The 4,544-nt window shown below is 57.7% G+C and carries 5 protein-coding genes and 3 pseudogenes; 4 read left to right on the top strand and 4 right to left on the bottom strand.

The genetic code is table 11. The features are described from left to right. The 3 genes and pseudogenes from DWA01_RS00515 to DWA01_RS23995 all read left to right on the top strand — a co-directional run. Nucleotides 1-461: ABC transporter permease (locus DWA01_RS00515; RefSeq protein ID WP_114283673.1), on the top strand; the 461-nt coding region annotated here is incomplete at its 5' end. Beyond that, the gene (locus tag DWA01_RS00510; RefSeq protein ID WP_114283672.1) at nucleotides 462-1,148 is read left to right on the top strand and encodes a GntR family transcriptional regulator; all 687 of its coding nucleotides are present in this window, start codon (nucleotides 462-464) and stop codon (nucleotides 1,146-1,148) included. Nucleotides 1,149-1,235: 87 nt separating this feature from the next. Beyond that, a pseudogene (locus DWA01_RS23995) lies at nucleotides 1,236-1,594 on the top strand (hypothetical protein); the annotation flags it as partial. On the opposite strand, the gene tnpA reads toward DWA01_RS23995, so the two are convergent. Beyond that, the gene (tnpA, locus tag DWA01_RS00500) at nucleotides 1,574-1,990 is read right to left on the bottom strand and encodes an IS200/IS605 family transposase (RefSeq protein WP_114283675.1); all 417 of its coding nucleotides are present in this window, start codon (nucleotides 1,988-1,990) and stop codon (nucleotides 1,574-1,576) included. The pseudogene DWA01_RS23995 and the gene tnpA sit on opposite strands and share 21 nt — an antisense overlap. 128 nt (nucleotides 1,991-2,118) lie before the next feature. Between tnpA and DWA01_RS00495 the strand changes: the two are divergent. Next, a pseudogene (locus DWA01_RS00495) lies at nucleotides 2,119-2,382 on the top strand (transposase); the annotation flags it as partial. A 376-nt stretch (nucleotides 2,383-2,758) separates the two neighbouring features. On the opposite strand, the gene DWA01_RS00490 reads toward DWA01_RS00495, so the two are convergent. The 3 genes and pseudogenes from DWA01_RS00490 to DWA01_RS23985 form a co-directional block, all read right to left on the bottom strand. Further along, nucleotides 2,759-3,532 carry a tyrosine-type recombinase/integrase gene (locus DWA01_RS00490; protein WP_268807680.1) on the bottom strand — a complete coding sequence of 258 codons (774 nt, stop codon included), beginning with the start codon at nucleotides 3,530-3,532 and terminating at the stop codon, nucleotides 2,759-2,761. Next, nucleotides 3,415-3,684: pseudogene (locus DWA01_RS23990) on the bottom strand (phage integrase central domain-containing protein); the annotation flags it as partial. The pseudogene DWA01_RS23990 and the gene DWA01_RS00490, both read right to left, overlap by 118 nt. Beyond that, nucleotides 3,624-3,998: an Arm DNA-binding domain-containing protein gene (locus DWA01_RS23985; protein WP_114283674.1), complete on the bottom strand. Its 375-nt coding sequence runs from the start codon at nucleotides 3,996-3,998 to the stop codon at nucleotides 3,624-3,626. The pseudogene DWA01_RS23990 and the gene DWA01_RS23985, both read right to left, overlap by 61 nt. Nucleotides 3,999-4,544 lie beyond the last annotated feature (546 nt).

Raw genomic sequence — 4,544 nt, 5'->3', positions numbered from 1 at the left:
TGGCCTTTGCCCCGTTGTTCATCGCCTGGCTGGGCTTTGGCATCTCGTCCAAAGTGGCGCTGGCGGCCTTCATCGCTACTTTTCCCATTGTGGTGTCTACCGCTGCCGGGCTTTACGCCTCGTCCGAAAACGAACGAATGTTGTTCAAATCGATCGGCGCCAGCCGCATGCAGACGCTGATCCGGTTAAAGCTTCCAAACGGCTTGCCGTATTTCTTCACCGGTTTGAAAATCGCGGCCGTCGGAGTCATGGCAGGCGCGATCACCGGCGAGTTTCTGGGCGGTGGCAAGGGTTTTGGCGCCCTGATCCGGGTGTCGGCCTCGCAACTGAACACGCCACGGGTATTTTCGCTGATCATTTACCTTAGTTTCCTGGGCCTTTCGCTTTACCTTATCGTCGTATGGGTTCAGAACACTTTCGTTTTCTGGAACAAATCGAACAAGCCAGGCGGAATTGGATAGATGACTAAAACCAGGGAAACTGATGAAACGGGTCTGGTCCTGTCCGAGCGGGCACATCGACGGATCAAGCGCGACATCATGAACGGATCTCTGCTTCCGGGCGAGAAATTACGCCTTGATGCGATATCTGCACATTATCGCATCGGCCAGGTCCCGGTGCGCGAAGCGTTGAACCAGTTGTCGGCTGAAGGCTGGGTGGATCGACGTGGCCAAAAAGGGTTTTTCGTCTCCGAATTGTCGATCAGCGATCTGGAAGAATTGGTTACAGCCCGTATCTGGATTGAAACCAAAGCCCTGAGCGAGAGCATTGCTAATGCCACGCCTGAATGGGAGGACGGGCTGATCCTGGCCTATCACCGGTTGGCCCGAACCCAACGGTTGATGAAAGACGCCGATGCAGACTCTCTGAAAGTGGAGTGGGAGGTACGACACCACGAGTTTCACCTGCAACTTGTGTCGCAATGCGGGTCGTCATGGATGGTTCAGTTCTGTGTCATTATGATGGATCAATCCGTTCGCTACCGAAATCTGTCGATCAACGCCACCCTGGAGCGGCGCGACGACGCGCTTGAGGAACACCAGGAAATTCTGAACGCAGCCTTGGACCACAACAGCGACCTGGCTTGCGCACTGTTGACAGCGCATTACCGCAAGACACTTCAGGACTTGAAGGATATGTTCAGCTAGGATGGCGTTGTTGCACAATTAGGGTTGCGGACGTTTCAAGTCGTGAATCCATAAGTTTAGAAGGGCTGCATGACGAAGCCCTCACCCGCCCGCAAGCACGGCGTCCAAGCGCGCCGCCAGGGGCGCAGGGTGCGTCTGACCATGGATTCAGCAGCGTCCGGCATAAGGGCTGTGGCATTCACTCCCAGCCGCGACGGTGACAGTCCTGTCCTCCCGGAGCGGCTCGACCAGATCCCCGAGGGTGAACAGATCGACGCTGTGACCGCCCCTCCCGGCGATGCCAGCGTCGCCTGTCCGGCAATGGATGGGGCATACGACACCCGCAGTTGCCGCACAGCGATCATCAAACATCGAACATCGAACATCAGACTACACCGATAATTCCGGTCCGGAGGAACGAACGCTGTCAACGCCGGACTGAACCACTACCGGCTGGCGCCGGTAGGATCAGCGATGTGATTTTCCAGGTACTGAAGTACGATGTCTTCTGTGATGGCCCCGTTGGTTGTTGAAAAATACCCCCTGCCCCAAAAGTGACAGCCCCAGTAGCGTTTTTTCAGATGTGGAAATTCGCGCTGCACCTTGTGGGACGACCGCCCTTTCATCAGGCGCATCAGGTCGCTCACCGCCAGTTTCGGCGGGACCGACACGAACATATGCACATGGTCGCTCGACAGGACGCCCCGGATGATGTCGACCCCGTTCTCCGCGCAAACCTGGCGGATGATGTCGCGCACCCGACAGCGCACATCGCCCAGCAACACTTTGTAGCGGTACTTTGTCGACCACACGAGGTGATAGCGGTGATAGAAAACGCAGTGTTTGCCGGTGTCATAGTGCATGTTCTTATCCTCCCAGAATGAACCTTCACCCTCCGGCGGTTCATTCTGGGAGGATAAGAACATAACCGATTCTTCGCGCTAAAGCTCTCCCGTCTGGAAGACGGGGGGTTTAGACCAATGAGTGGATACTAAATAAATCCAGCGGCGGGCAGGAACGATTAGGTCGTATCAGCAAAATGGGAGATCAATACCTCCGGCAGTTATTGGTCATCGGCATGACGTCGTGTGTTCGTCAGGTGCGCGACCATCCTGAGCGGGCGGATAAATGGCTGGCAGCGCTTCTTGAACGTAAACCGGTTCGACTTGCGACAGTCGCGATGGCCAACAAAACGGCACGGATCATCTGGGCCATTCTCACCCGAAACGAACCATACAGCCCAAGAACAGTGTAGCCCTACCAAAGGAACAAGAGTTAGCAAGACCCGTGAAGTGATGGCACAACAGTCAGCCGTGATAACCAGGACACCCCGTCGAATGTCCCGGGCCTCAGAGCCCGCAAAGCAGAAAGGGACCTGGTTTGCGGAACCCATCCACTGCCCGGCAGGGCATTGCGCAGCAATGTCCCGAGAGGGAGGGCCAGCGGTCGAGAACCGCGTAAACAGGCCGGACACAAGACTGCTTCTGAGCAACGCGCAGATCACCTCAAAAATGTCTTGCTATGCAGGAGCTATCCACACAGGACATTCGCTTTGCGCCTAAATGAAGCGGTTTGTGACGGACACTCGTCAAGCGCGGCGGAAGTGCTATAGCATCTCTGAATTCATGTGGTCACACCGACCAGTTCGGGGGCAAGGTCCGACGCATCCAGGTCCTCGCCTGCCCCCGCGCGTCCAGCCAATCCACGTAGGCCTGCATCATCACCTGCCGTTGCTTGAGGTATTGCGCCGCGTTGTATGCCCCGCGCACCGCGTCCCCGTGTACGTGCGCAAGCTGCGCCTCAATCCAGTCCGCATTCCATTCCGCCTCGTTAAGGCTGGTCGACGCAGTGGTCCGGAAGCCGTGCGGGACGTGGGTGTCGCGCGGAATGCTGACGCTCACGAGCGTCCTGTTCAAGCTGCTGGTGGAGAGTGGACGATCTTTCGAGCGTGGCTGCGCGAAGATGTAGCGGGAGTCATCGGTATGCTCGCGAAGTTCTTCCAGCACTTCCAGCGCCTGGTTCGACAACGGGACGATATGGTCACGCTTGCCGCCTTTCATCCGCTCTGCCGGGATGGCCCATTGACGACGTTCGAAATCGACTTCGTCCCATTCCCCTTTCCGGGTCTCCCCCGGACGCAGAAAACAATACGCCTGAATCCGGAGCGCGGCCCGGACAGGGACATGTCCTCCGTATCCGCGTATGGCCCGCATAAGGCCCCCGATCTGCGTCGCGTCCGTGATACCGGGCGGTGCGTCACAGTCGGCGTAATGAGCGCGTCGCGTAGGTCTGCCGCAGGATTGCGTTCTGCGCGCTGGGTCGCGACGGCATAGCGGAAGACCTGCCCCATATATGTCCTCAGACGGTTCGCGGTTTCGTAGTGCTCTTTCGCTTCCTCCTCGCACAGGATCGGCGGCAGGTCCGCTGCTGAGATCTCCGCCGCCGCCATTGAGCCCAGTGTCGGGCAGGTCTTCCCGAGGTAGCGTGTGATCTTCGTCATCGTAACGGGTTTGGCCCCTCCGAGCTTGCGCTTGCGCAGGTACTCTGCACAGACCACGAGGTGGTCGCAGGCTCGGGCCCGAGCAGTTCGTCGTCAGTCCGTACTCGTTTCCCACTCGCCCTGCGGAAAGGGTCAACGCCCTCCGCCAGCTTCAGTTTTGCGCTGTTGCGTATCTCCCGGGCTTCCCGGAGCGTGATCGCCGGAAACGACCCCAGGCTGGCCTTGCGCTGTTTCCCGTTATACCGGTAGGACATTCGCCAAATCTTGTCGCCCGAGGGCATGACCTCGATTGACAGTCCGTGGCTGTCCGCGAGCATATAGCGTTTGGTCTTGGGCTCGAGGCGGCGTAAAGATGCTTCAGCAAACGACATCATGCTCTCCTCAAATACGGTGTTTCGAATTTGTGGCGGTGTTTCACCGAGAGCTTGTTTCTCCGAGTCTGATTTAGCACAAACATCGAATTCGGTAAAACATGGAGCAACAATCTACAGGGCAGATTGACCACACGAAACGGGGTTAGTAACCTCATTGAAGTAACAACCGCCGTTTTCACACAGTAACTCGCGTCTGGTCGCCGACTTTTGTTGTTCAATAGTCAATTTTAAGGTGAAGTTAGGACCCGGCGCGGCCCAACAGGGTCCAGCGCCTGCAAGGCGCGCAGCACTGGCGGGAGTGCCCCCTGCCCGGCGACACAGCATTGCACGTCCGAACATTTTCCAGCGTCGTGGGCCTGCACTTTGCATCCGCCAGCCTTTTTTACACGCGGCCCCCATTGAAACCTGCACTGCAACTCTGCCACTGCTACGCAGTCATTGGAGCCTTTCTCCATCAGCTGAACCAGGCCTTGGCCTGGCGCAACCGATCTCTGACCTGCTGCCTCAGCGCAGCCAAGATTTTTGCCGCCAGAAGCGCAGCCC

The sequence above is a fragment of the Candidatus Halocynthiibacter alkanivorans genome (assembly GCF_003333265.1).
GTDB classification, from domain to species: domain Bacteria; phylum Pseudomonadota; class Alphaproteobacteria; order Rhodobacterales; family Rhodobacteraceae; genus Halocyntiibacter_A; species Halocyntiibacter_A alkanivorans.
Note: the sequence above shows the minus strand (reverse complement) of the source record. Positions and strands in the feature narration are given on the sequence as shown.